General features: G+C 60.0%; 23 protein-coding genes. 14 read left to right on the plus strand and 9 right to left on the minus strand.

Annotation, left to right across the window (positions count from 1 at the left end; translation table 11 throughout):
- The first annotated feature begins 16 nt into the window (after positions 1-16).
- Positions 17-892 (plus strand): WYL domain-containing protein, encoded by an 876-nt coding sequence (locus ACF8FG_RS06640; protein WP_014859377.1) that lies wholly within the window; start codon positions 17-19, stop codon positions 890-892.
- A gap of 101 nt (positions 893-993) precedes the next feature.
- On the opposite strand, the gene ACF8FG_RS06645 is transcribed toward ACF8FG_RS06640, so the two are convergent.
- Positions 994-1,731, minus strand: a complete 738-nt coding sequence (locus ACF8FG_RS06645) for a hypothetical protein (RefSeq protein WP_003249871.1) — start codon at positions 1,729-1,731, stop codon at positions 994-996.
- Between the two features lie 161 nt (positions 1,732-1,892).
- Positions 1,893-4,286, minus strand: coding sequence for a TonB-dependent siderophore receptor (locus ACF8FG_RS06650; protein ID WP_064490868.1), 2,394 nt, complete (start codon positions 4,284-4,286; stop codon positions 1,893-1,895).
- Between the two features lie 170 nt (positions 4,287-4,456).
- Between ACF8FG_RS06650 and ACF8FG_RS06655 the strand changes: the two genes are divergently transcribed.
- The 10 genes from ACF8FG_RS06655 (at position 4,457) to ACF8FG_RS06700 (ending at position 13,538) form a co-directional block, all read left to right on the plus strand.
- Complete coding sequence (locus ACF8FG_RS06655; RefSeq protein ID WP_144180681.1) at positions 4,457-5,227, plus strand: nuclease-related domain-containing protein; 771 nt, start codon at positions 4,457-4,459, stop codon at positions 5,225-5,227.
- Between the two features lie 350 nt (positions 5,228-5,577).
- Entirely contained in the window at positions 5,578-6,096 is a 519-nt protein-coding gene (locus ACF8FG_RS06660) for a hypothetical protein (protein WP_014592434.1), read from the plus strand.
- The gene (locus tag ACF8FG_RS06665) at positions 6,089-6,940 is read left to right on the plus strand and encodes a hypothetical protein (RefSeq protein WP_019438943.1); all 852 of its coding nucleotides are present in this window, start codon (positions 6,089-6,091) and stop codon (positions 6,938-6,940) included. The genes ACF8FG_RS06660 and ACF8FG_RS06665 overlap by 8 nt, the downstream gene beginning before the upstream one ends.
- 11 nt (positions 6,941-6,951) lie before the next feature.
- Complete coding sequence (locus tag ACF8FG_RS06670; protein WP_014592436.1) at positions 6,952-7,707, plus strand: hypothetical protein; 756 nt, start codon at positions 6,952-6,954, stop codon at positions 7,705-7,707.
- A gap of 1 nt (position 7,708) precedes the next feature.
- Complete coding sequence (locus ACF8FG_RS06675) at positions 7,709-8,845, plus strand: hypothetical protein (RefSeq protein ID WP_318077366.1); 1,137 nt, start codon at positions 7,709-7,711, stop codon at positions 8,843-8,845.
- Positions 8,846-8,852: 7 nt separating this feature from the next.
- Complete coding sequence (locus ACF8FG_RS06680; protein WP_014592438.1) at positions 8,853-10,028, plus strand: hypothetical protein; 1,176 nt, start codon at positions 8,853-8,855, stop codon at positions 10,026-10,028.
- Positions 10,029-10,041: 13 nt separating this feature from the next.
- Positions 10,042-11,178 (plus strand): M23 family metallopeptidase, encoded by a 1,137-nt coding sequence (locus tag ACF8FG_RS06685; RefSeq protein WP_014592439.1) that lies wholly within the window; start codon positions 10,042-10,044, stop codon positions 11,176-11,178.
- A gap of 27 nt (positions 11,179-11,205) precedes the next feature.
- Positions 11,206-12,594, plus strand: coding sequence for a hypothetical protein (locus ACF8FG_RS06690; protein ID WP_014592440.1), 1,389 nt, complete (start codon positions 11,206-11,208; stop codon positions 12,592-12,594).
- 74 nt (positions 12,595-12,668) lie between these two features.
- Positions 12,669-13,094 (plus strand): hypothetical protein, encoded by a 426-nt coding sequence (locus ACF8FG_RS06695; protein WP_070384371.1) that lies wholly within the window; start codon positions 12,669-12,671, stop codon positions 13,092-13,094.
- 15 nt (positions 13,095-13,109) lie between these two features.
- Complete coding sequence (locus ACF8FG_RS06700) at positions 13,110-13,538, plus strand: hypothetical protein (protein ID WP_392518650.1); 429 nt, start codon at positions 13,110-13,112, stop codon at positions 13,536-13,538.
- Positions 13,539-13,689: 151 nt separating this feature from the next.
- Here ACF8FG_RS06700 and ACF8FG_RS06705 read toward each other — a convergent pair whose 3' ends face one another.
- Entirely contained in the window at positions 13,690-14,106 is a 417-nt protein-coding gene (locus ACF8FG_RS06705; RefSeq protein WP_014592443.1) for a hypothetical protein, read from the minus strand.
- Between the two features lie 85 nt (positions 14,107-14,191).
- The gene (locus ACF8FG_RS06710) at positions 14,192-14,803 is read right to left on the minus strand and encodes a hypothetical protein (RefSeq protein ID WP_318077930.1); all 612 of its coding nucleotides are present in this window, start codon (positions 14,801-14,803) and stop codon (positions 14,192-14,194) included.
- A gap of 115 nt (positions 14,804-14,918) precedes the next feature.
- Between ACF8FG_RS06710 and ACF8FG_RS06715 the strand changes: the two genes are divergently transcribed.
- Positions 14,919-15,266, plus strand: a complete 348-nt coding sequence (locus ACF8FG_RS06715) for a hypothetical protein (RefSeq protein WP_014592445.1) — start codon at positions 14,919-14,921, stop codon at positions 15,264-15,266.
- An 18-nt stretch (positions 15,267-15,284) separates the two neighbouring features.
- Here the strand turns inward: ACF8FG_RS06715 and ACF8FG_RS06720 are convergent, their stop codons facing one another.
- Together ACF8FG_RS06720 and ACF8FG_RS06725 are read right to left on the minus strand one after the other, a co-directional pair.
- Positions 15,285-15,938, minus strand: coding sequence for an OmpA family protein (locus ACF8FG_RS06720; RefSeq protein WP_014592446.1), 654 nt, complete (start codon positions 15,936-15,938; stop codon positions 15,285-15,287).
- Positions 15,935-16,426, minus strand: a complete 492-nt coding sequence (locus tag ACF8FG_RS06725; RefSeq protein ID WP_014592447.1) for a hypothetical protein — start codon at positions 16,424-16,426, stop codon at positions 15,935-15,937. The genes ACF8FG_RS06720 and ACF8FG_RS06725 overlap by 4 nt, the downstream gene beginning before the upstream one ends.
- Before the next feature lie 291 nt (positions 16,427-16,717).
- Here ACF8FG_RS06725 and ACF8FG_RS06730 point away from each other — a divergent pair, with 291 nt between their 5' ends.
- Positions 16,718-17,251: a hypothetical protein gene (locus tag ACF8FG_RS06730; protein ID WP_076402283.1), complete on the plus strand. Its 534-nt coding sequence runs from the start codon at positions 16,718-16,720 to the stop codon at positions 17,249-17,251.
- Positions 17,252-17,289: 38 nt separating this feature from the next.
- Complete coding sequence (locus ACF8FG_RS06735; protein WP_119713267.1) at positions 17,290-18,543, plus strand: DUF6685 family protein; 1,254 nt, start codon at positions 17,290-17,292, stop codon at positions 18,541-18,543.
- 108 nt (positions 18,544-18,651) lie between these two features.
- On the opposite strand, the gene ACF8FG_RS06740 is transcribed toward ACF8FG_RS06735, so the two are convergent.
- The 3 genes from ACF8FG_RS06740 to ACF8FG_RS06750 all read right to left on the minus strand — a co-directional run bounded on the left by ACF8FG_RS06740 (position 18,652) and on the right by ACF8FG_RS06750 (position 21,499).
- Positions 18,652-19,083 (minus strand): hypothetical protein, encoded by a 432-nt coding sequence (locus ACF8FG_RS06740; protein ID WP_241791621.1) that lies wholly within the window; start codon positions 19,081-19,083, stop codon positions 18,652-18,654.
- Positions 19,084-19,194: 111 nt separating this feature from the next.
- On the minus strand, positions 19,195-21,018 hold the full coding sequence (locus ACF8FG_RS06745; protein ID WP_019438937.1) for a phospholipase effector Tle1 domain-containing protein: 1,824 nt from the start codon (positions 21,016-21,018) through the stop codon (positions 19,195-19,197).
- 28 nt (positions 21,019-21,046) lie between these two features.
- Positions 21,047-21,499: a hypothetical protein gene (locus ACF8FG_RS06750; protein ID WP_014592452.1), complete on the minus strand. Its 453-nt coding sequence runs from the start codon at positions 21,497-21,499 to the stop codon at positions 21,047-21,049.
- Positions 21,500-21,553: the final 54 nt, after the last annotated feature.

A 21,553-nucleotide genomic window follows, 5' to 3' on the forward strand; every position in this document is an offset into this window, starting at 1 on the left:
CGCACATGGAGAGGGTATGAAACGCAAGCAATCCATCGAGCAGGTACGCTGGGACCTGGCACTTCGCTATCGTTTGATCGAGACCGTTGCCTGGTGGGAAGGCCGGCTGACCACGGGGCACCTGATGCAGAGCTTTGGCATCAGCCGCCAGCAGGCGTCTAAGGACATCAATACCTACATCACCGAACATGCGCCCGAAAACTTGACGTATGACAAGCAGATCAAGGGCTATGTACCGAGCGAGCAGTTCGAGCCGCGGTTCATCGACAACAGCGCCAGCGCCTATTTGCACCTGCTGTACCAGAACAATGAGCGCGCCCCGCACATCGACGGGCTGGCACTGGCCTATGCACACACCCGGGTGCTGGAAGTACCCGATCGCCCTATTCGGCCAGAGGTGCTGCGCCCCTTGCTCAAGGCCTGCCGCGAAGGCCTGCGCCTGGAAACCGAATACGTGTCCTTCAACACCCCCAACGTCGAGGTACGCCTGATCGCCCCGCACACGCTGGTGTACACCGGCATGCGCTGGCACGTGCGGGCTTATTGCGAAAAGAACGGCCAGTACCGCGACTTCGTGCTGAGCCGCTTGCGCGGGCAGCCGGACTTGCTCGACGCATCGCCGAACACGCGTGAGCAGGATGAAGACTGGAATGTGGAAGTGCCTGTCATCTTCGAGCCTGATGGGCGGTTGAACGCGGCGCAGAAGGCAATCATCGAAACCGACTTCGGCATGACGGATGGGCAATTGGTGGTACCCAGCCGCAGGGCGTTGGTGAAGTATGTGTTGCAGCGGTATCAGATCGACCACCGCAACATGGCGATACTGCCCGAGGCCCAGCAACTGGTGGTGAGCAACCTCAAGGAATTGAAACAGTGGTTGATGAATGACTAATTGCTGAATGCCGGGGCCGAGAATTGCTGCCGCAAGTCTCAGCCCGGCACCCGCGCTCAGCTACGACCACCTGCTCCAGCGCTTGCTGGGGTTATCAGGGCTCATTTGCGCAGCAATTCGTGCCTGAAACGTGCTTCCAGCGAGGGGATTTCAAGCAGCACATCTTCGTCTTCCCACACATCGTAGGAGCGTTCCATTTCAATGTTTCCGGCCATGAAGTCTTCATCGAACGGAGCATCATCATCGATTTCCTCGTAGAGCGACGAGGTGTAGCCCTTGATCCAAAGCTTGCGCTTTTCTGCACTGACCACATAGCCGGAAGAATACTCACTACCCAGCAGGCGCTGGGGCTCCGCAGAGCCTTTACGGCCAAGGGCGGTAATGGCAATGACCAGATGCGCCAGTTCATCCATGTCTGGGCAGACGAACTCATGAAACGCTGGCCAAAACTCCATATCGGCGTCAGAAGCGCGCCAACCTTTCGCATCGTTGACCTCGCTCAGGTCTTCGTAGGGGTGCGAATGGAACGTGCCGATGAGCTCCAACTGCGGCCAGTACTCTGCGAAGAAGTCGCGCTTCATCGCGATGGATTCGAAATCAGGTTTTACCCATTCCGAGTGCCTGAGTGCCGAAGTTTCGACCGTGGCGACCACCGCAACCAGGCGGGCAGGAAGGTTGTTGCGCACGGGTAAGGCATACCCCCACAGCAAGCCGAATGTTTCGAGCTTCTTGTTGCTTCGTCCCCGCGCGTGCGCCCTGTGCGACACCTCGTACGCCTCGATCGCCGAAGTAAGCAACTGCGGCAGGACATGATCCTCAATAATTACCTGTGTGCGCATTTATTCCTTCCTGGGAGTTGTTGATGGCTTGCGCCGCGTTAGCAATGCCCAGGACACGCCAGGCAGATAATGGCAAATAGCCTTTATTCTACCTTATTTAGCTGATCAGAATACGGTGGAGGCTGGCCGAATGCCCAGCGTCCACCCGGTACACATTTCCCCTACCAGCTATAACTCACCTTCGCCGTCACCTCACGCCCCGGGTTGTAGTAATTCGCCGTCCCCGACCCCACCACATGCTGCTCGTCAAACAGGTTGCTCACATTCAGCGCCAGGTCGGTCCCTTTGGCGATCTTGTAGTTCAGCGCCGCATCGAACAACGTGGTCCCATCGCTCTTCTTGGTATTGGCAGCATCCATGTAGTACGCCCCCACATACCGCGCGCCCAGGCCGACACTCACATCAGTGCCAGGTATGTCGTAGTAGCTCCACAGCGATGCGGTGTGTTTGGGCGCCGTGGTGAACTCATTGCCCTTCAAGGAAGAGCCGTCATACAGCGACCCGCGCAGCACCTCGGACTCCATGTAGGAGTAAGCACCAATCACGCTGATGTCTTGCGTGACTTGTGCCTTGGCTTCCAGGTCAAGGCCACGCACGCGTGACTCGCCCACCGTCTGCTGCTCGATGATGCCGCTTGGCAACACCACGGCAATGGTGACGTTCTCTTGGGTCAGGTCGTAAACAGCGGCGGAGAAGAGTGCGTCCATGCCCATGGGCGAATACTTGATGCCCACTTCGTATTGCTTGCCGGTCTGCGGGGTAACGCCCACTTGCGGGGGCGAGACGGACTCCACCATGCTCACGTAGGTCGACACTTCATCGTTGACGATATAGGTCAGTGCCGCGCGGTAGGAGGTTTCGGAGAAGTTGTCCTTTTCCGTCTGCTCGCCACCGATGTATTCCTTGCTCGACAGGTCCATCGAGTCGTTACGCACGCCTGCGGTCGCGATGACGCGGTCAAAGAACGACAGGTTCTGCTGCAGGAAAACCGCCTTGGTGGTGGCGTCATTCTTTTTGCGGGTATAGGGCGTGATGCCACCTGGCACGCCGGTGAATACCGGGTTGGCGATGTCGATGGAGGGCGCCAGGCCGTAGACCGAGCTCTGTTTGGTCGTCGAGTCGAGGTACTCGACGCCCACCAGCGTGCTGCTGTCGATGTGCTCGAACTGGGCATCGTACTGCAGCATCAAGTTGCCATTGAGCTGGTCGGCATCGCTGTCGGTGCCGAAGACGTAGCGTGGAATGGTGGTGCCAACACGCGAGGCGTTGTCGCTCAGGTAGGCGTAGCCAAAGTCATCGGTCAGCTCGCTGTAGCGCAGGTTGCTGCGCAGGGTGAAGCCGTTGTCGAAGTCGTGGGTAATGTTGCCGCTCAGGCTGGTGCGCTCGACATCGTGGAAGTTGTAGCCGGGCTCGCCGTAGAAGTCGCTGCGGTCGTACTCCTTGTCCAGCGGGTAGCCACCGCTGTTCGGCGAGCTGTTGGTCTTCAGGTAATCCAGCACCACAGTGGCCGAGGTGAAGTCGGTCGGCGCCCAGGTCAGGCCGCCCATCACGAAGCGGTTGTCGTCCTGGGAGTGGTCGTACTCGCGGTCGCTGTTCTGCATCTTGGCCGTGAAGCGACCGGCCAGGGTTTGTTCGTCGTTCAGCGCATCGCCTACATCAATCCCGGTTTCGGCATGGTCATAGGAGCCGTAGGTCACGTAGCCTTGGCCAAACTTCTCGAAGCGCGGTTGCTTGGTCACGAAGTTGACCGAGCCACCCGGGTCTGCCGGACCGAACAGGGTGGAGTTGGCACCCCGCAGAATTTCGATACGCTCGTAGGCGTAAGGGTCTTCGCGCACACCGCGCATCGAGCTGAGGGTCAGGCCGTCTCGGTAGGTGGTGGCCTGGAAGCCGCGGATCAGGAAGTAGTCGTTGCGGTCGTCCGAACCGTAGTAGTCGCTGACCACGCCGGGGGTGTACTGCAGCGCCTCTTCGGTGGTGCTGACGCTGCGCTGCTGCATTTCCTTGTTGGTCACCACAGACACGGACGCGGGCGTGTTGAGGATGCTGGTCGCCACCTTGCCCCCTACCCACAACTCCTTGGCAACCACCGAGTTGGCGTCATCGTCGGCGCTGGCCTTGACCTTGGCATTGATGATGACAGGCGCCAGGCGGTAGTCCTCGGTCGCGCCCAGTTCCAGCGGGCCGGCAGGCTTTGCCTGGGGGATGACCAGGTAGGCGTTCGGGCCCTGCTGCTCTACCTGCAAGTCGGTACCCTGCAATAGCGTCGACAGTGCTGCCGATGGCGCCAGGCTGCCCTGCACGCCTTGGGTCGTGCGATTTGCCACGCTCTGCGCATCGAAGGATAGGCTGATACCTGCCTGACGGGCAAAGCGGTCCAGCGCCGGCGCCAATGGGCCGCCAGGGATATTCCACTGCTGCATCTGGGTGTTCTGATCAGCGCCCGAGGTTTGCGCCAGCGACGGCAATGCATAGCTGCTCACTACCAAACCCAGAATTGCTGCGTGCAAGGCACGATTCAATGGATGGCGCTGTGGTACCGGTGTCGAACTCATTCTCTAGCTCCGTGGAGGGTCGGCAACTGGCCTGTATTCCGGCCTTATCCACAGGTCGAACGAGAATGATAAAGCACCTCATTTATTTTTCGATGCTGCGCAATGCCATCGTGCTATCACGTCAATTTCGGTAAAGTCCGCAGCCCCATGGAACCTTGGAGCAACTAGAAATGGACTTCTTCGCAGTTATCAGCCAGAACGCGGGCACCCTGAGCTGGTTCGTCCCGCTCGTCATACTCCTGATGGTACTCAAGCAGCCCACGACCAAGGGGTATCTTGGCGAGCTGCTGGTGCGCTACTTCGTTTGGCTGAAGCTGGACGAGCAGGTCTATCGCAGCCTGCACAACATCACTCTGGATACCCCGGACGGCACCACTCAGATTGATCATGTGTTCATCTCGGTGTACGGCATTTTCGTGCTGGAAACAAAAAACATGAGCGGCTGGATCTTCGGCAGTGAAAAGCAGGCGCAGTGGACGCAGAAACTCTACAAGCGCACTTTCAAGTTCCAGAACCCATTGCGGCAGAACTACAAGCACCTCAAGGCGCTGGAGGCAACGTTAGGCGTTGACGCCAAGCACCTGCATTCGGTCATCACCTTCGTGGGTGACAGCACGTTCAAGACCGCAATGCCGGCCAACGTCACCCAAGGCAGCAAATTCATTCGCTACATGAAGTCGTACGATGAAGCGGTTTTCAGCGAGGCCGAAGTCGATGCCATGTTAGAAGCCCTGCAGGCAGGACGCCGCGCGCCGACGCTTGCCACCCATCGCGAGCATGTGCAAAACCTCAAGCGCCGCAGCAACCCGACAATCGAGCGACAATGCCCGAAATGCGGCAGTGCCCTACTGGTTCGGAGCTACAAGTCGGGCAACAAGGCAGGCCAACAATTCTGGGGCTGCTCGGCATTTCCCAAATGCCGAATCATGCAAAGTCTCTGAGGCAGCCTTTCACGCCGTAGGGCCAGGCCCGCCCTCCTTCTGACCGGGGCCTCCCTTCTCCCACCTCGCGCAAACCCTGCGCACCAGCCGCTGATTACGCACCACGAGCCGCTCCCGAGTGAGCAAGGTCCGCAGCGTATCAGCGGCCACCCTTCACCGCGCAAGCCACGCCAATCAAGGCATCCAACTGAATCTTCAGGCGCGAACCGCCCGCTGCGCAGTGGCCATTTGCCAACATCGCGCACTTGTAATTCCCATGTCAAAAAGTTGATACGCCAGCATTTTTGATACAGAATTAAAAAAAGGATGCATTTTAGCGTATTTCAGTATGCTTTAACCGAGTGCAGGGAATGGACGAATACACAACCGCCGGTGCGCACATACCGCCCATCGACTCGCTGGACCTCACGGCACACGGCGTCCTTGGTCATTTCGCGAAATCGTCGCGCAATGCCCAACTGGTGAAGTTTCTGGTGAGCATGGACCGCCTGGACCGCTGGACGGTGGACTTCGAAGAGGATGCCTCGACGCATCAGTTCGAGATCCAGTTGCTGATGCAGGAGCTGCAGTCGTTCGTCGAGGCCTATGCACGCGTCCTGCATCAGGTTCCACAGGCATTTGCCGAGTTGCTGACCCACCTCACCTCTTCGCGCTGCATGTACCTAACTCGTTATGTCGCGCAACACAACGACGCGTTTAGCGGTGCGCTGGCGCCGCTGCTGGCTGGCGACCTGTCGCAACTCGCTGACCTCACGGTATTTCGCCGCCGGCTGGATGCCTTCAGCAAAGCTCACCTGCTCAGCGAGATTTTCTCTGCCGAGCGGCTGCGCGAGATTTCACAGATCATGGAGAGTTACGCAGATGTATGACGGACGACTGAACCCTGTCGCTGTGGCGGTGGGCAAATCTGTGGGCAAGCGCGCGGTGATGGGTGGTGTGCTGGGTGCCTGGCTATTGCTGGCCGGGCCGGCATTCGCCGCCACCAGCAGCCTGGGCTCCTCGTCGAGTACGCTGCTCTCGGAGCAAAGCTCCGTGGTGGCCGAGGCCATCAAGGCCGATGCGCAGGACTGCGCCGACGGCACCAAGCAGGGGACGATCGGTGCCTCCATCAACGACGCGTTGAGAATCCATACTGAACTGGCTGCCGCAACGCCCAATGTCGAGTCGCTATTCAGCGCCACCGCGGATTGCTTTGGGGGCCTGGGCAGCCTGTTCGATCTCTCCGGCTCGATCCCGAGCCTGGGCTCCATTTTCGCGGCAGCCCAGCAAGCGGTATTGAAATACGCGCAGAAGAAGGTCTGTACGGCGATACAGCAGGTTTCATCGATGGTCACCACCCCCATCAACCAGGCGATCGGCAAGGTCAGCAGCGGCACTTCACTGGCGGACCTGAACGGGCTGACCAATGGCTTGGTCAGCAAGGGCATGAGTACACTCGACCCGGAACTGGGTAGCAGTTACCACAGCACACCCGCCGGCTACGAGGCCACCTACACCGTCGACGTCAACCCGTTCAACTACATACAGACTGACTTCGGCGGCGGCGCCAGCACTGGTAACGGTACTGGCACCACCACCAGCAGTGCAGCCACCACCCGCACCGTGGCGCCCGCAGCGAGCAACTCATCTTCGAGAACTTCGAGCAATACCAGCCGTTCGTCGTCCGGGTCAGCCAGCGGGTCGTCCGGCTCGGCTGCAGGCCTGTTCAACTAAGGGGGCTGACGATGAAGAAAGTCGCGGCAGTTCTGGCCGTTGGCCTAGGCCTGGGCGCTACGGCGCTTCCGGCCCAAGCACTGACCTGGGCTTCGGTGCTGACATTCATCAGCACCATGCAGAGCGAGATGAGTGCCTGGTCGGTGACCGTCAAGCAGACCGCGTTGTCCGCCAACGTGATCTCGCAAATGGATAACGATTCGAAAAAGCAGCTTGCCAACGCAGTTGGCGCCATCGAGATGTCCGACCGGGCGATGGCGGCCGTGACCTCGTTCGACTCCGCGGTGGGGCAACCGGTCACCAGCAAGTGCATTGCCCAGCAGCAGGGCAAGCTGATGGTCGAAGCGGTGTCACAGCGTGACAAGGACGCGGCGCGCCTGATGGCAACCTATTCCTCGCAACGGGTGGGCTCCAGGGCAGTGGCCGACCGTGAGACCCTGGCCATGCACCGCGACAACTACTGCAGCGTGTCCGAAGCCAGGCAGGGCATGTGCACGCTCAACGCCAACGGTATGCAGGGCTGGGATGTGGACTACGCCGGGCCGTTCAGCGAAATGACCCTCGCCCCGGAAGGCGAGACCGCAGCGTATGCGTATACCGCCATGATCACGGATCAACGTGCGGAAGCATACATCGACTGCACCACGGTCGCCTGCAATGCTGCCCAGTCGCAGCAACTCGCCGCCTCGGCCATGACCGCGATGGCTGCCAACTCTCTCGTAGGGCAGGTGACGGACCGTCGCGTGCCAATGCTCACAGGGCAGTGATATGAATTTTCGGCTCAAGCTAGCCAGCATTGTCGTGGGCTCGACAATGCTCTCGGGTGTTTCCTACGGGGCGCTTTACGGTTTCGGCCCTGCCGAGATGTGGACCGCTGCGCAGATCAGCGCGCTGTCAGCATCCGTGGGCACCAACATCACCACGTTCGGCACGACCTTCGGTAACCAGATGACCATAAAGTTCGAGCAGATCATCTCGGCCGTGGCCGTAGCCACCAAGCAGGAAGCACTGTCAGCGAGTGTGATCGCGGACAACAGCAGGCAAACCGCTGAGCAACTGATCAATGCCAGCCGCGCGCAGCAACAGAACGCGGCCGCGACCAAGGCCTACCTCGACTTCAACGCAGCGACCGGCCAAGGTTTCGACCCTTGCGGCACCGTGATCAAGAACAAGTCGATGGACATCGCATTCACCAGCATGGCAGCCAAGGCCAAGGCAGCTGTCGGTGAGCTGGATGCCTCTCCAGGTCGGCTGGTGGCTTCCACAGGCAAGGCGATGCAGCAACGCCTGCAAGAGCACCGCGACAAGTTCTGTACCGCCGCAGAGGCAGACGCCGGGCTGTGCACGCTCAGTACGCTACCCGGTGGTGACACCAACGCCGCCCTGCTGTTCGAAGCCGCGGATGCTGACTCGCTGGCCACCGAAGCGCGTACCGCCTACATCCAGCACGTGATCGGCCCCCCGGACGAAGCCTTGGTCAAGGCCGCTGGCGCTACGCCCGCCGGCGAAACCTACATGGTGCAGAAAAACCGCAAGGACTCGATGTTGTCTGTACCGGCCTACAGCCTGTCGATGATCAATGCCGCCAACACCCGCAGCACGGAGTTCGGCGGCAAGTCCCCCAATGAAGTGCTCAAGCTGCGCGTGAACCAGTACTTCGGTGGCAAGGAAGCGCAACAATGGTCGGGCAACCTGGCCCGCCAGACCCAACGCGGGTTGCTGGTGGAGGCTGCCAAGATGGGTGGCCTCGAAGTCTGGATTCATCAGCAGCAGTACGAGCAGAACCAACGGCTGCTCGCTAACCTGGCAACGCTGGTAATCGCCTCCTCTGACGGCCTGGACGCCCCTTTGGAAGCGCGCTACCAGAAAGTGTTGTCTGAAACAGCAGCGCAGTCGGTACAGTGAGGTGCCCATGAAAAAGGATTTCGACGCAGCGCGTGAAGCGCGCAAATGGAAGGTCTCGCTGGGTGCTTCGCTTGTGCTGACCTCTACGCTGGCTTGGGCCTATTGCCCACCCCAGTATCAGGAAAATACCGTAGCGCCGGCATTCACTGCGGCCACCCAGACACTCAACGGCCTGGTGTCCGGGGTAGATGCTTCGCTGTCGGCCCTGCTTGAAACCGAGAGCCAGCGCCTGACCTCGGCCATCGCGATCCTGACCAAGCAGAAAGCCCTGGCGGCAAACCAGATCGCGGAAGCTGGGCACAATGCTGCCCAGCAAACGGCGACGGGGCTGAAGGTGCTGGCCCAGACCCAGCGGGTCAAGCAGTCACGCTTCGACTACGGTGGCGAATTCGGCCAAGGCTTTTCGCCTTGCTCGGTCTATGCGACACGAACGCTGATCAGTGCCCGCGATGCCGACATGGGCACCGAAGTGCGCCAGCGGGTCAAGTCCGAGATCGTGGCTGCACCAGGCACCTACGCCGAGCCCATCAGCGCCCAGGCTGCACTGGTCAAGGCGCGCAAGCAGTTCTGCACCCAGGACCAGGCAGATTCAGGCTTGTGCGAATCGGTCGGCTCGCTGCCGGGCGCCGACCTGACCGTGGCCACCCTGTTCGAACCCGTCATGGAAAACGAGCCGCTGTACCAGGCGAAAGTCGGGTTCGTCAATAACGTAGCCGGCCTGCCGGACGGCCCGGTGCCAGCATCGGCAGGCAAATCCGCAGCCACCGAAGATTACGCGCTTTCCAAGGCCCGCAAGGATGCGCTGGTATCGCCGGCACTGGCCAGCCTGAAAGCAATCCAGCTCGACTATTCCGGCGTGGAAGGCACGGAAACAGGCACCGACCTGCCACTGGCCGTGCACTTTCGCAACGAGGTCAAACGCTATTCGGGCAATACGCCTCAATATGACAGCTGGGCCCGGGTCATGGCCGCACAGAACGAGCGAGGGGCGCTGATCGAGATCTTGAAGATCAAGGCGCTGGACCTGGCCATACTGGAAAAACAATATCGCCAGTACGAAAGCATGGAGGCCCAACTCGCTTCGCTGGTGTCCATGTCGGTAACTGCCGCGGGTGCGCAAACCCAGACCACCCGGGCAGCGGAAAATGCCGCCAGGCAGAACGTACAGCAGAGCGTGCAGTGACGGAGCGCAAGGGATGAACAGAACGATCTTGCGCGGCCTCGCCGGCCTGAGCCTGCTGGCGTGTGCCCACGGCGCCATTGCGGACACCTGCATGGTGTCCCCCACCGACAAGGAAATTGTTTCCGGTCGTTTCGGCAAGTTCCGGGGTGGCGGCGCGGCCAACCATGGTTCGGCCAACCAGAAGGCGCACATGCACGATGGCCTGGACTTTTCCACCAGCGGTACATCGCAACCGGTATACGCCACCACCGAGGGCAAGATCACTTTCGCCGGCTCTCGCGGATCTGCGGGTAATACGATACTGATCCAGCGGGCCAATGGCGATATCGTCGCCTACTACCACCTCAGCGGTTTTGCCAACGGCATCAAGAAGGGCGTCACGGTCAAGCCGGGGCAGCAGCTTGGCCTGTCAGGCAACACCCCCAGCACGTCCATGACGAAACACTTGCATTTTACCTACGGCACCACGAAAAAAGACGAGGCCAGGGCCAAGGCGTTCAGGGAAAATGCTCATCGAGGGCCCTTCAACCCGGCGCAGTTGCCCTCCCCTTTGGTCAAACCGCAGGTTGACATTGGCTGGAAGACTGACCCGGCCCCCTATTTCTGCCAAACTTACGCCATCCAGGATGGTCATCCCGAGCATTATCCAATCCTCGGCAAAGACACCAAGGCGCAGCACCAGATCCTTTTCGGTAATGTACCTTCGGGCGGGGTTGCGCCAGACTCCACGGCTGAGCCTGTCCAGGTGGCAGCAGCCAACGCCGATGCAGCGCTGGCCGAAGCGGATGGCAAGACGCCTGCGATGTACTTGTCCGACGCTGATGGCTATGGTGCCTTGCCCACCGCTCCGATCGGTGGCTACGACACCATGTCGGTTTCAGAAATGCTGGCGACTGAAGCCAGCCGGCGCTTCAGCGATGCCGAGTGGAACAACAGTATCACCCATGTTTCCAGCCGAGCCCTGTGGGTCGACTACAACCGGGCGGTCGGTGTCGGTAATTATTTGTCGGAAGCGATTTATCGCAAGAAGGAAAAAGTTGAAGCATTGCTTGCCGTTTACGCGTCGCAGAAATTGGCAGGTCAACGGATGCAGACCGACAGGGCCCAGCAGCGAGCCCAGAGAGGAGCTGTTTCCAGATCCATTGAATAACGCGGCGCCCACGAAAGGTAAACACAGATGGAACCCAAAGAACTCGATAAGCCTGATCAAGCCTTCGCTGATTCTGCTGCCGGGCAAACAGCCCAGCCAGGGCGGAGTTATGCAGGCATCCTGGTCCATCATGGCGCAGCACCCTATCAAAACGACCCTGCCAAGCAGGGTAGCTACTACGTAACCCTGCAAACACCTGCCGGTCCACAGACCCTTTGGGGGGCAGGCCTTGAACAGGCCATGCGCGAAACAGCACCCGCCGTCGGCAAACCCGTGCAACTGGATTACCAAGGTGGCGCCGAAGCCGGCAGCGAACAGTCGACACAAGGTCGCTGGAGCGTGCATTCGATCGATACGGCTGCCCTGCAGGCCCACAATAGCGGCCAGCAAACAAACGCCAGGCCGTCGCCAGGCGCCGCGCCAGATATCGACCCAAGCGTATTTGACGCCATCATGAAGGTTGCCGGGGAGGTGAAACCCAAAGGATCGTCCCTCGACCCTGATGAAGTACGCCGCATCAACGCAGCCCTTCTCGACAACGCGAGCAACGCTGCAGAGCCACCGAAACCCGCAGAACCGGCAGAACAGGAGCCACAGCACCCGCGGGACGCCAACGGTGCCGAATCACTGCTCAGGGGCGGCGCCCAACTGGTGGGGGGCGTAGCCTCGCTCACCGGCGCCGCCATGCAAGGTATCGGCAAGGGCGCGAGTGCCCTGGCCTCTGCCCTGCGTGGGGATGGGCAAGTTCAGGATGCACAGGTGCCCTCAGCGCAATCGGCCACTGCGGAAAAACACAGCGCGGCGGTTGAGCCCGGCTCGGCCGAAGAAATGACCGGACGCGTGCAGGTGTTGCCGCGCCTTTCCGAGTACCGGGTAGATCAGGTTGAAAAGGCCGCGACCAACTACGAAAAAGCCCACTCGGCCTTCTGGAACGCTGGGAGCCTGCCTCAGGTGCGCGAGCAGATCGAAACCCGCGCCGAGCAAACCGGCCTGAGCGTTCCCGAAGTGATCGAGAAGATGAAACCCGACGGCGAATACACCGACCTGCACGAAAGCTTCGTCCAGGCCGTAGGTGAGTCCCCCGACGCCCAGAACAGCAAAAAAGCCATGGACAAGGCCCTCACCGGCTGGGCCCGGCAGTACGGGCGCGCCCAGGAAGAATTGCTGAACCCGGAAACCCAGGACAACCCGCACTACGACAAGCTGAAGAACCGGCTGGAAAGCTCCAGCGAGAGCATGCACCGCAATGCGGGCAGCATGCCGGCTTTCGCGGGCGAAACGCAGTCGCATCTGGAGCGCCTGAGGGAAGTGATGCAGCGTATTGGCGAACGCCTGAAGGAAATGGTGCAAGGCATCGTCAGCCTGGTTCGCGGCAAGCCTTCGGGCCCTTCACAGGGCGATGACTTCACCCCTTGAGACAGCCCCCAGCTCAGCCGATTCCCAGAGGGAGCCATGAAGGCGCACGTAATCATCCACGCAAGGAGAATGGAATGACCGAGTACAGCAACTGGAAAGAAATCACCGCCACGCCGGAAGCCCACCTGGAGTTCCTGCGGGTGATCGACGGCAAGCTGGAAGAAGGCCTGGGTGGCCGGAACCTGTATGAAAAACTGTCCAAGGAAATCACGGTGGAAGGCAAGGCCTTCAGCCAAGCCTTCCACCTGAACAAACTGGAAGCCAACTCGAACGGTTGGGACACCGACGAGACGCCCGACCCGGTGAAGCTCGAGATCGTCGAGTTGACTTCAAGGATCAAGGAGGCTGACCCAGGCTACGACCTGGCCCACTTCATGGTCGGCTATGAGTACATGATCAGCGAGATGAAAGAGCGCGGCGTGGAAGTGAATGCCGGGCTGGACCACAGCGACCCTGTACCAAAGAACCGCAGCGGCTCGGACTACGAGCCGGGCATGTGACGCCGGGAGGCACCTGTGAAAGCGACCATTTCACTCATGCTGGCCTTCGGTATGTCGGCTCTGGCGAGTACTGCCCAGGCCCAGGAAGCCCCCGTGGCCGAGGAGCAATGGCAGGAGCTACCGCGCAATACCACCATCTACGTGCCGGTGCCCAAGCAGGTCACGCCGGTTGCAGCTTATCGTTCGTGCTCGAACCGCTACGAAGGTGAGCGCTGCGATTTCTCCACCCCTCGCCAAGGAGTGGTCGAAGGCACATGCCAGGCACCGGAAATGCGGCAGCCGCCCGCCTATGGCTACGAGATGCAGCAATACCCCGCCCAGGTGCGCACGGCCTTGGTTTGCATGCCCGTCGAGGGCTCGGCTGCTGGCGGCCCGGACAACCCGGGCCACGAGTCGCTCCAACCGCCTTCGACAGCCCCACAAGCGCAACAGCCAGCCCCCTAGCCCAAGGGTGCTGAGCTCTGCAACTTCGGACTCGCTCGCCGTCGGTTTAGCCTTGGCGCGCTTGGCCGCGCCGGCGACCTGAGGCAATTGCTGGTACGTCAGGTCTAAGCTGCTGCCGCCCCTGGTGGCTGGATGTTTACCAGGCCAACACTCACACCTTCGGGTCGGGCGCGTCATCCTGCGGCGTTGCTGACGACTGCGCCATCTTCGCCATCTGTCCGTGCATCAGCTGAATCAGTTCGCGCAGGCGCTCTGCTTCGGCCCTGAGCTGAACGGTTTCTTCAAAATACTGGCGCACATACCCACGCAAGGGCTCCAGCTTCTCGTTGGCTTGCGCCACACCGGCATCCCAGCCTTCAGCATAGCCATGGGAGCGCCCTTTCCTGAAACCCTCCTTGCGACCCTGCCCCAAGCCTTCCTGGTAGCCCGCCTGATAACCCTCCTGCAGCCCTTCCTGCCGCCCTTGGTCGCGGCCTACATGGAGGTTGGCAATGGCCTGCTGGACAGAGCCGTTGTAACCGCCATCCAGACTCATGTTGCCCTTGCGTGCAGCCCAGTTATCGTCCATTTCGCCATCTCCCCGGATCGGCGCTTTCCCGGAGCATGCGCCGCTAGATTGTGGTCAATGCCAAACCCGATACTGTCGGCCGGGTTCAACGCGTAGTCTTTACCTCGCTCCCAGCTGCTTGCTGGGCTTCGGCCTGAGGCAAGGCAAAACTGGCCAGCCGATGCAGCGCAACCGCTACCCAATCGCCACCGAAACGCTTGTCCTCCAGCACCGACTTTAGCGCCAGGATCGGCACACAGTGCCTTGCCAGGCCTTGGACATAAAAAGCAGCCGTCCATTCGGGCAGCAAGTGTTTTATATCTTCGTGGGTTTCCACGCTGAACACCAACGCAAGAATACCAGGCAGGGTCTTGACCTCCCGGCTGGGCAGCGCGTCCGCCAGCCAGAAGGCCACTTCGCCAAGCTGGCCGGCCCGGATCGGCAACAGGGCAACGACCTTGTTCCCGTCATGATCAACGACAATACCCGGCTCAAGATCGAGCGTTTCCGCGTCAAAGCCGAGCGCTGCCTGGCGAATGGGCAGCGACTTGAGGAAATGCTCCAGCAGCGTGTACATCTCGAAAGCTGCCGGAATGTCCTTCTGGATGGCCGGCGCACTCTTGGCCATCACACTGACGAAGCCGCCACCCGCCTGGGCGAGAACATCGCCACTGATGGCCTGCGCCACGAAAGCCTCGAGTTCACACAACGAATACATGGTCCCACTCCCGCACAACGGCTCGACTAGACTGAACTTAAACCTGCTGACAGGTCCAAAAACCTCAGTCGTTCGTGTTTTGTATGTTTGCAGCCCAAACTTCAAGGATGTACCAATGACCCATCAGTTTCACTGTGCATTTCATCCCGCGCCGGGCAATGACGGTGGCGTGCTGAACATCGGCCCTGCCTCGGTCAGCATCGACCTGGAAAACCTCTGCCTGTTCGCCAATGTGGTCGGGCAGATCGAAAAGCGCCGGGCGGCCGGCGTAGCCAGGTCAGAGATTCTTGGTGAGTGGGTGGGCAGTGAAGATATCGACTGGGCGCATATCGGCTTTCACCCCTGCCGCGAAAGCTACAGCCTGCGTTACAACGGGGTAGCCTGGGAGGCGCCTGCCGACGCCACCATCGCCGCCGCCGCCGAGGCGCGCTTGTTCCTTGACAACATGCGCCTGCAGGCCTGACCTGACAGCCCTTGCTAACTAGCGAGCGAGGGCCGTGCTCGCGTGGTACTGACCGAAGAACTCGAATTCAACCCGGCGGTTGGCTGCACGGCCAGCGGGGGTGTCATTCGCAGCGATGTAGTCGCCCTCCTGCCCCTCGGCGCTGATTTTCGCCGCTGGTACGCCACGCCGAACCAGGTACATCTTCGCCGCCTGCGCCCTGAGCAAGGCAACCCGGCGATTTGCCTCCACCGTGCCCACACTGTCGGTAAAGCCCACGATCTTCACCTGCAGCGCGTCCTGCGCCGAGCGCACCAGCACGTCGCCATCCTCGGCGCTGGGGCTGAAGCGTGAGTGGCCGAACGCAAAATTGAGCGTCATGTGGTTGATCGAAGTCTGGATCTGGTCCTGTCGCGCCCTGATTGCCAAAAGCTCCTGACGACTGCCATTGGCGTCGGCTTCAGCCGCAGCCAACCGCACCCGCAAGCTCTGGATCTCGATGTTCAGGGCATTGATGGTCTGTTGCATTTGCGCGGTGTTCTGCCCTTGCGCCGAGGGTGCTACATAGGGCACCGGGGCGGCGGGGCTCTCCACCAGCTCGAACCCTGCGAAAGCCTTCGGGGCAAGTGCCACCGAGAGGGCAGCCAGTACCAGCGGCAGCAACCTGCGAGGGGTGGAAACGAAGGTGCTCATACATCTCTCCAATATCGCAGGATCACGAAAACGATGCTCGACCAGGCATACCCCAGCAGCATTACCAGGATGCCTGCCAGCAAGTAGGTACGCAGCGGGTCCATGGCATCCTGGCCCAGCGGCTGAAGCCCGGGAACCAGCGTGGCCGGGAACCAGGCGAACAGCAGCGCCACCAGCGGTGCGAGCCATAGGCCAAGGCGCAACTGGCGATGGTCGCCCCCGCGCGTCCACCATGCGTACCAACCCAGGCTGAGCAGGTAGGCAGGCAGCAACATGACGCTCAGCAACAGGGCTGAAAAGGACAATGCCGCGGCGTAGAAGCGCGGCGACCCTTGGGCCATTTCACCCATCAGGGTCGCAACCACCGCGATGGTAAAAGCGACCAGCGCCACCAGCAGAGGCACCGACAGCAGCCACAGGGCTGCGCGACGATCGCCCACGGCCCTGAAGCCTGGCTTCACGGCAGGTGGAGGTAATGCGTAGGACATGCCTGGAAACTCCTTGTAAGGGTCAGCCGGGCGGCCAGATTCAGAAGAACTGCCGCTGCGTGCCAGCCAACGTTCGACACCCTGTCATCTATCAAAATGACCTGTTAGAAAAATGTAGAAATTGATGGCGAGTATGAATTTGGGGCCTTTTGCCGTCAAGGTTTGAATCTTCGTCACGGGCAGGCACTCACTTGACCAAGCACAGGGCGTAGCGCACACTCGATGCATGTAAAAAACGTTTTTCTAACAACACGAATTAATAGCACTTTGTCATCCAGAAGGATCTGACGCATGAAAGCCCTGCACCTCGCCCTGCCGCTGCTGGTTTCGCTCGCCTGCACATCGGCATACGCCGCAAAAATCGATCAGGCCGAAGCCAATGCACGCATCACCCAGGCACTCACCTGCAAGCGCAACGTTTCCCCTGACCAATTCGAGGCGCTGGTCAAGGCCGCCAACGGCAAGGCCATCGTGCAGGCCTCGGACCTGTCCGACGGCGAGTACACCGTGCCTAACCCACTGGACGTTTACGGCCGCGCCGTGACCAAGCTTGCAATGCACCCAGGCTCCAATGGTGAAGGTGACTTCGATACCTACTCCGGCGTATTCACCGGCGAGAGCATCCAGGCAGTGGCCAAGCTCGCCGACATTCCCAAAGACGAATTCGGCCAGTACAAGAAAGAAGTCGGTAACCACGACCTGTGGCTGTATGAAGATGGCAACAGCACGTACATCAGCTGCTCGTACGACATGCGCACAGTGGTGAAGACCATCAAGAGCACAGCTCGCAAGGCAGCGGATGCGGTACAGCGCGCCACCCAGTAACGCCTTGCGAACCTGTATACGCTGAAAGGAGTCACGCCATGAGCTTCAGGACACTGGCTGCGAAGTTTCTGGAAGCGGTCAAGGACGACCTGGGCATCCCTGCCCGTTTACGCCGGGTCATCGCCGACACTCCCAAGCTGCGCATGAGGGTGGATGACACCGCCGCCGTCATTGCCTCATCGAGCGTGGTGCGCTGGCATGAGTGGTCGCAGCGTATCGGCTTCGGCCAGGGCAGCGAACAGAACGGTCAGGTCAGGGGCTGGCGCGCTAGCGACGGCCATTACCACAGCGAGCATCGGCAGATCGCCGCACTGGCGCGGCTGGGCAAAACCGAAACCCTGCATGAATTCGCCTGTGACATCGGTGATGTGACTGGCCTGTCCGCCTCCAAATCCGAGCTGTACCGGTTTTTCTCCCTGCAACAGATGGCCGAGCAAGCCTGCCAGGCTTTCACTCGCGACATGAGCCAGGAGGGGCTTGCGCAGAACCTGGGCTGGCCGGAGATCGGCATCGTGCATGGCGGCAGCGACTTCATGGTGCGCTACGACTGGGATGTTGGCCTGTACCTGGCCAACAACGGCGGCTCGCACCACTTCGTCGCCGCCCGGCATATCGCCACGCAGTTGCAGCAACCGGTTACGCTGCAGGGTCGCCTGGTCCGCAACGGCCTCGATGCCGAGGCCGCCGCTCAGTTGAACGATGAATACGCCATCTATGCCGTGAACAAGGATGCGTTCTTCAATGATGCACTCGATGCCCTGCGCGACTTCAAGGCCACTCACTATTGGGGCGACCTGCCGCAGCCGTATAACAACGGCATGGCGATCTTCCTGCCCAGAGAAGAAGCGCGCTCACGCAAGGTTGCGCAAATCTTCGCCAGCGAAGGCTTCACCGATGTAGGTGAAATGCTGGTGGAACTGGCGTCGCCGAATGCGGCTGTGGAGCGCCGGGCGCGCCAGGAAGAGATACGCGCGCGCATTGAGGCCCTGCCAGGGCTGGAAGCAAAAGCCGGCGTGGCACACCTCTTCGGCACACACGCGGCAGCCGCCCTGCGTGATGAACTGGTGACACAAGTGGACTGGCAAACCGTAGAGCAGGCCACCCTGGATGAAGCCTTCGGCATTCACCAGCTCGACGCCCAAAGTGTCTACGAAGCGCTCGCCCAACATAGCCCAGGCGCCGTTTCGAGGCATTCACTGCGAACACTGCGCGCCACAGTCGATGGCTACGCGGCGCTGCATGAGCGCCAATTGGCCAACCTGCCTGCACCCGAGGCACCAAGCCCCGACTGAACGCTTGCCCGGTGGCAGGTCAGCTGACAGTCGAGAGCAGGAAATGCGGCCCTGTTGAAACGCCGAAAATCAATTTTTCAACATGCAAAGTTGCCATAAAAAATCAGCTCAACCAGAGCAGTACTGCGCAGCCAGCTGATGAATGCGCGCAGCCGTTTGCTCCTGAGCGCGAGCCTGCTCGCAAGCCCATGACAGCGTCGCCGAATCAGGAAAATCCTCGGTGATCGCCTTTTTTGCGATAAACCACAGGGCGCGCATGACAAACAGCGGGTCTTCAGTCAGTCGCGTATCTCCCGAGGCCTGCAGGTAAGTAACTAGCGCCTGGGTCGCACTGACCAATCCCTTGTCCTGACTGAACTGGACCAATGTACCCAGTGCCTGCGGATTCATTGAAGGATGAATCGTCAGCGGTGTGCAGCGTTCGGAATCGAGCAAATCCCAAAACGTTACGCCGTCCTTGCAGACCATTCCCACACGGCGACCACCCGCCATGTCATCGACCTCGATGAAGGTGCCTGGCTGGTATTTGTGGATTTTCATCTTCTCGCCCTTACCGATTGAATGGCCGACCACCGCCGGCAACAGGTGCATTCTAAGCAAGCAGGCAGCAAAAAGCCTTACTACTGTGATTAGCGAAACTCAGCCTGACCGTCAGGGCTCGGGAGCTTGCCAGATAACAGTTCGCTGCAACTCGTGGGCGGCTGGGCGGGCAACCATCGCACGCACCAGCGGCTTGCCATCTTCCCCGGGAATTTCGTAATCATCCGTCAAACTGCCTTCCGGCCGCTCGGCAATCCATTGCGCGGCCTGCTTGAGGCCATCATGGAGGAAACCCGCCTGCGCATCTTGTGCCACCTGCCGCATGTCGATTGCGATCAGGACACCGCACTCACCAGCGAACGTCGGCGCCTCATAAGCAGCCTCCAGCCCGCCCACCACGTTGCCGTTGGTGTCGTGGAGCATGATGGGGTCACCAATACTCAGGGGGCCTCGATTGCGGACATAGTCACCGGCATCTTCGACAATACGGCTGGCCTCGTACTCGAAGCCTAGGTCAGCAAAGGCCGATGAGCCTTCGCGGTCGATCCGAAGCACTGCATACTTCGGCGGTATGTTCGGGGTTGGCAGCGGCACCTCTTCAAGGCCGAGCCGTTGAATGTGCTCTATCTCTGGTTTCGAGCCCGCGAGCAATAACGAGAGTTCAGCCACTTGCTTCCGTGACTGCGCAGCCTCTTCTGCCTCGAAGCGTTCTTGTCGAGCCTCTACTGTGCTGCTGAAGCTGCTATCGGGCTGGTAGTCAGGCAACGACGAAAAACCTTCGGCCTTGTCGCTCCACCCGAAGAAGTTCTGACCTAGCTCCTTGCCGATACGTCGGATAACTGGCTCGCCGCGCGAACCATCATTTTCAAATATGACTTTCCGGCCGCTCACCGCGTGATCGAAGGGCTGTTTCTGCCACTCCAGACGCCCCAGGATCTTCCACCCCAGCACATTAGCCGTACCACGCTCCGTCGGAAACGGTCGATTGTTGAGCACTGTCCATGAACCGTTCGCCTCGCGCCTGAATGCCTCATTGCCTTTGAGCAATCGAGAATCGATCAACGCATCCTGCAACCGGTCAGGGTGCTTGATCAAGGCGTTGTATTGTTCGATGCGCTTCATTTCTTCCGGCGGCAACGGCGCCAATTCGACGCCTGCAGACTTCAGGCGATCGTACATGAAGGCCAGTGGACCAGCAGCCAGCAGATCGTTGCGGTAGCCGCCCCCAACTTGAGAGTGCGCGCCTGCGAACTTCACCTCTTCGACTCTTGAGTTGTCGTCGTTACGCAACGCGCTGGTCAGCGGAAACGTCGTACGATACTCATGCATTGCCACCAGGTGAGTGGTCGACTTTACGTTCCTGCTTATTTCCAGGTTCTTGTCAGGGTGGCTTTCAGTTATGGGCAAGCCGTAGGAGGCAACAGTGTCGAATATGGCGAGTTTGTTCACCTGCGCCTGACCAGGCGGAATCAGGTACTCCCGGGTCGCTTTCCACTGGCTATCAAGCTTAGGTACACCCCGATCAATGATCTCGTTCGCCAAGGCACGCGCTTGCGCTGCGCCGCGACTGAAGCCGATCAGGTTCAGGTCGACCTGCAGATCCTGGTTCTTGTTACAAAACGCGACAACGGCCTCGTAGGCTTGCTCGATACGGCTCTCGCTACCGCGCCCGGTACCACGCTCGACCAGGGCAGTCGGTGTGCTGCGCTGATGGCTACCCACCCCGTCGAAGTAGAGCTTTTCTGAGAGGCCCAGGTAATGTGCGGGATCATAGGCGACGGCCTCATGGCCGGAGTTTCGGGAAAGGTTGGTACCTTTCGCCGCATCACACTCATAAAGACGGGCCACGTTAGTGTGGGTGCCCAAAGGTTTGTCGTTGTCCTTGCTATTAGCCGTACCGTCAAAGTACACGCTAAAGTATACATTCTTACTCATGTCATATCCCTATGAACAACTGCAAGCGTCAGCCTTCATTCAACTTCAGAATATGGGCCTTTATGGCCGCACCGGCCCGTTCGATAAAGTCGCCGAAAAACGCCTTGCCCAAGCCCCGCAACGGTGAGCCGTCCAAGGAATCCGCAGCCGCCTCCACGGTGACAATGGCAAACTGCTCGGCAATTATTTCGACACTACGCTTGCGCATCCAGGGCTCGTCATACGGCTTCTGATACCACGTGGCGATCTGGTATGGAATGTCGTCCCTCTCAAATGCCCGGTACAGATGCTCGGCCAGCGCGATAACAGTTTCGCGGATCAGACCGGGATCAATATTGTGCGCTTCAAGCAGCGCCTCCACTGGAGCGTTGGCAACTGCCAGAAGGTCCCCAGTGGTGTAGCCGGGCATCGGTGGAAATACGCCGGGAGGCAACTCAACACCCGTGCCCTTGTTGTCGCCCAAGTTGTCTTCGTCTTGCATATGAACATCCTCATGCAACATACCAAATCCAGATTACCGAGGCTGCTCCAGTAC

This window comes from Pseudomonas sp. YQ_6, assembly GCF_043103245.1.
In the GTDB taxonomy this organism is placed as follows: Bacteria; Pseudomonadota; Gammaproteobacteria; order Pseudomonadales; family Pseudomonadaceae; genus Aquipseudomonas; species Aquipseudomonas alloputida.

Excerpts from the sequence above, each read along its gene's own strand:
- ACF8FG_RS06640 (WP_014859377.1), top strand. The coding sequence starts at position 17 with ATGAAACGCAAGCAATCCATCGAGCAGGTACGCTGGGACCTGGCACTT.
- ACF8FG_RS06645 (WP_003249871.1), bottom strand. The coding sequence starts at position 1,731 with ATGCGCACACAGGTAATTATTGAGGATCATGTCCTGCCGCAGTTGCTT.
- ACF8FG_RS06650 (WP_064490868.1), bottom strand. The coding sequence starts at position 4,286 with ATGAGTTCGACACCGGTACCACAGCGCCATCCATTGAATCGTGCCTTG.
- ACF8FG_RS06655 (WP_144180681.1), top strand. The coding sequence starts at position 4,457 with ATGGACTTCTTCGCAGTTATCAGCCAGAACGCGGGCACCCTGAGCTGG.
- ACF8FG_RS06660 (WP_014592434.1), top strand. The coding sequence starts at position 5,578 with ATGGACGAATACACAACCGCCGGTGCGCACATACCGCCCATCGACTCG.
- ACF8FG_RS06665 (WP_019438943.1), top strand. The coding sequence starts at position 6,089 with ATGTATGACGGACGACTGAACCCTGTCGCTGTGGCGGTGGGCAAATCT.
- ACF8FG_RS06670 (WP_014592436.1), top strand. The coding sequence starts at position 6,952 with ATGAAGAAAGTCGCGGCAGTTCTGGCCGTTGGCCTAGGCCTGGGCGCT.
- ACF8FG_RS06675 (WP_318077366.1), top strand. The coding sequence starts at position 7,709 with ATGAATTTTCGGCTCAAGCTAGCCAGCATTGTCGTGGGCTCGACAATG.
- ACF8FG_RS06680 (WP_014592438.1), top strand. The coding sequence starts at position 8,853 with ATGAAAAAGGATTTCGACGCAGCGCGTGAAGCGCGCAAATGGAAGGTC.
- ACF8FG_RS06685 (WP_014592439.1), top strand. The coding sequence starts at position 10,042 with ATGAACAGAACGATCTTGCGCGGCCTCGCCGGCCTGAGCCTGCTGGCG.
- ACF8FG_RS06690 (WP_014592440.1), top strand. The coding sequence starts at position 11,206 with ATGGAACCCAAAGAACTCGATAAGCCTGATCAAGCCTTCGCTGATTCT.
- ACF8FG_RS06695 (WP_070384371.1), top strand. The coding sequence starts at position 12,669 with ATGACCGAGTACAGCAACTGGAAAGAAATCACCGCCACGCCGGAAGCC.
- ACF8FG_RS06705 (WP_014592443.1), bottom strand. The coding sequence starts at position 14,106 with ATGGACGATAACTGGGCTGCACGCAAGGGCAACATGAGTCTGGATGGC.
- ACF8FG_RS06710 (WP_318077930.1), bottom strand. The coding sequence starts at position 14,803 with ATGTATTCGTTGTGTGAACTCGAGGCTTTCGTGGCGCAGGCCATCAGT.
- ACF8FG_RS06715 (WP_014592445.1), top strand. The coding sequence starts at position 14,919 with ATGACCCATCAGTTTCACTGTGCATTTCATCCCGCGCCGGGCAATGAC.
- ACF8FG_RS06720 (WP_014592446.1), bottom strand. The coding sequence starts at position 15,938 with ATGAGCACCTTCGTTTCCACCCCTCGCAGGTTGCTGCCGCTGGTACTG.
- ACF8FG_RS06725 (WP_014592447.1), bottom strand. The coding sequence starts at position 16,426 with ATGTCCTACGCATTACCTCCACCTGCCGTGAAGCCAGGCTTCAGGGCC.
- ACF8FG_RS06730 (WP_076402283.1), top strand. The coding sequence starts at position 16,718 with ATGAAAGCCCTGCACCTCGCCCTGCCGCTGCTGGTTTCGCTCGCCTGC.
- ACF8FG_RS06735 (WP_119713267.1), top strand. The coding sequence starts at position 17,290 with ATGAGCTTCAGGACACTGGCTGCGAAGTTTCTGGAAGCGGTCAAGGAC.
- ACF8FG_RS06740 (WP_241791621.1), bottom strand. The coding sequence starts at position 19,083 with ATGAAAATCCACAAATACCAGCCAGGCACCTTCATCGAGGTCGATGAC.
- ACF8FG_RS06745 (WP_019438937.1), bottom strand. The coding sequence starts at position 21,018 with ATGAGTAAGAATGTATACTTTAGCGTGTACTTTGACGGTACGGCTAAT.
- ACF8FG_RS06750 (WP_014592452.1), bottom strand. The coding sequence starts at position 21,499 with ATGCAAGACGAAGACAACTTGGGCGACAACAAGGGCACGGGTGTTGAG.